The organism is Paenibacillus sp. y28, from assembly GCF_037137075.1.
Taxonomy (GTDB): Bacteria; Bacillota; Bacilli; order Paenibacillales; family NBRC-103111; genus JBBBNV01.
On record NZ_JBBBNV010000072.1, the window covers coordinates 1 to 2,367 of the forward strand.

Here is a 2,367-nt window from a genome sequence, read left to right on the forward strand (position 1 = left end):
GAGTTGCCCGCTCATCCCCATTCAAAAAAAATGATGAAATGTTTTCCATTTGGTATCTCTAGGGTGCGAAACGTCAGATTCTACCAAAGATTTGGGCCCTTTTTCACGTTTTCAGAGCGTGGTACTTTCGAAATTCAGGTTAAATCAAGCGATATAATGGTTTTGTTTAAGGTAAGAAATGATTTGCTGAACAGAGTCTTCAATTGTTTGTTTATCTGTTTCAATAACGAGCTCCGGTTTTACAGGGGCCTCATAAGGCGCTGAAATCCCCGTAAATTCTTTAATCTCGCCGGCCCGTGCCTTTTTGTACATTCCTTTTACGTCCCTGGCCTCACAAATATCTAAATCACACTTAACAAAAACTTCTATAAATTCTGACTCGTTAAATAAATGGCGGGCAGAGTCCCGATCTTCTTTGTAAGGTGAAATGAATGCGGATAATACAAAAAGCCCTGCATCAACAAAAAGCTTACATACCTCGGAAATTCGCCTAACATTTTCCTTCCTATCTTCCGGACTAAATCCCAAATTATTATTTAATCCGTGACGCACATTATCGCCGTCCAAAATATAAGTTCTAATATTAGCCGCATACAATTGTTTTTCGACTTCATTGGCTAGAGTAGATTTCCCTGAACCAGATAATCCAGTAAACCAAAGCACGCAGCTTTTATGTCCATTTAATAGTTGTCTGTCGGTTTTTGTGATCGTATTGGTTTGCCATTTTATGTTTCCAGGCTTCAAGAGGGTTCACCGCCGATGGTTAGTATACTGCATTAAATAAGAATGTAAAGGAGTACAAGGGTTTAATATGCATTTCGGTTGACCAACCCGTTTACAAGCGTTTTAATTATAATTTTAATATCAAACAAAAACGTCCAATTCTCAATGTAAAATATATCATAAGAAATCCGGTCTTCAATTGAAGTATCTCCGCGCAGGCCATTAGTCTGTGCCCAGCCAGTAATACCGGGCCGGATATGATGCTTAACCATATACTTTGGTATTTCTTCTTTAAATTGATCGACATAATAAGGGCGCTCCGGCCGCGGGCCTACCACACTCATATTACCTATCAATACATTGAAAAATTGCGGCAGCTCATCCAAGCTAGTTTTTCGGAGAAACGATCCAAACTTCGTTTTCCGCGGATCGTTTTCCGTAGTCCATCCAGTATCGGACGAATTCTGTGATACTACCTTCATCGAACGGAATTTGTACATCATAAACGTTCTACGATTAAACCCTACTCTTTCCTGCTTAAACAAGATTGGTCCCCGAGAGGTAAGCTTAATTCCAATTGCAATCAAAATCATAACTGGTAAAGTAACGATAATTGCAGCAAGCGAGAAGACAATATCAAATACTCGTTTAAGCAGACGGTTTCTCAGTTCATCCAACGGAATATCACGTACATTAATCAAAGGAATTCCGGCGAAATTGTCAAAATACGGCCGGGCAGGCAGCAGATCAAAGAAATCAGGAATAATCATAGTCCGTACGCCGGCCTTCTCACACTGATTAATGATCTTTGCGTATTTGTGGTGAGCATCCAGCGGAAGCGCAATAATCACCTCATCCACAATGACCGTCTGAAGTGTGGTTTCCAAATCATCAATCCCGCCAATAATCGGCTTATAGTGACTAAATGCCGCTTCATGAGTTTGCTGGTAATCATCAAGAAATCCGACAATCTCGAAACCAAGCTCAGGGTGATGCTTCAAATTTTCATAAAAACGACGCCCTAATGAACCGGCCCCGAGTATAAGGACAAATTGTTTGTTGAAGCCTTTTTGCCTAAAACGCTTCAGGGCAATCTTGACCATATAACGGTAAATTTGAGCAAGACTAATATTGGTTATTAAGTATACTCCCAAAAAATAACGAGAAATATGAATTTCTTTCATAATAAATAAAACGCTGATTAATAATAAAATGCCTACTGAGTGGATTTGTAATATTTTAAGCACTTCAAAAGAAAATCTTTTCTTTCGTTTAGACGAATAAAATCCTGAAATATAACCGGCCCCAATGACAATTAACCCGTAAATTAAACTCCAAAGAAAATAAATCTTAATCGAAATCGGCTGTTCATATTCAAAGATGCCACTGTTAAATTTGATCCACCATGCCATAATAAACGCAAGTTGTATAATCAAAAAGTCAGTCACCGAATAAACTTGCGTTAAAAAACGTTCATTCTTACGTATCATTTGACTCACCACATTCATATATTTATGAAACAAGGCAAAGTCCCTGTATTCACCTTGAAAGCAATTTATTTTTCATTACTGGACAGTGAAAAGTTCTTGTCGAAAAATCGTCACATAGAAAAATAACCCAATCAGGCAATGGTCTGGTATCCTT

The 2,367-nt window shown here is 38.4% G+C and carries 2 protein-coding genes; both read right to left on the bottom strand.

Translation table 11 applies throughout. The annotated features are described in order from the left end of the window. Positions 1 to 144 precede the first annotated feature (144 nt). Positions 145 to 744 carry an adenylyl-sulfate kinase gene (cysC, locus tag WBG83_RS22210; protein WP_336747568.1) on the bottom strand — a complete coding sequence of 200 codons (600 nt, stop codon included), beginning with the start codon at positions 742 to 744 and terminating at the stop codon, positions 145 to 147. Between the two features lie 62 nt (positions 745 to 806). Beyond that, positions 807 to 2,213 carry an undecaprenyl-phosphate glucose phosphotransferase gene (locus WBG83_RS22215; RefSeq protein ID WP_336747570.1) on the bottom strand — a complete coding sequence of 469 codons (1,407 nt, stop codon included), beginning with the start codon at positions 2,211 to 2,213 and terminating at the stop codon, positions 807 to 809. Between the last annotated feature and the right edge of the window lie 154 nt (positions 2,214 to 2,367).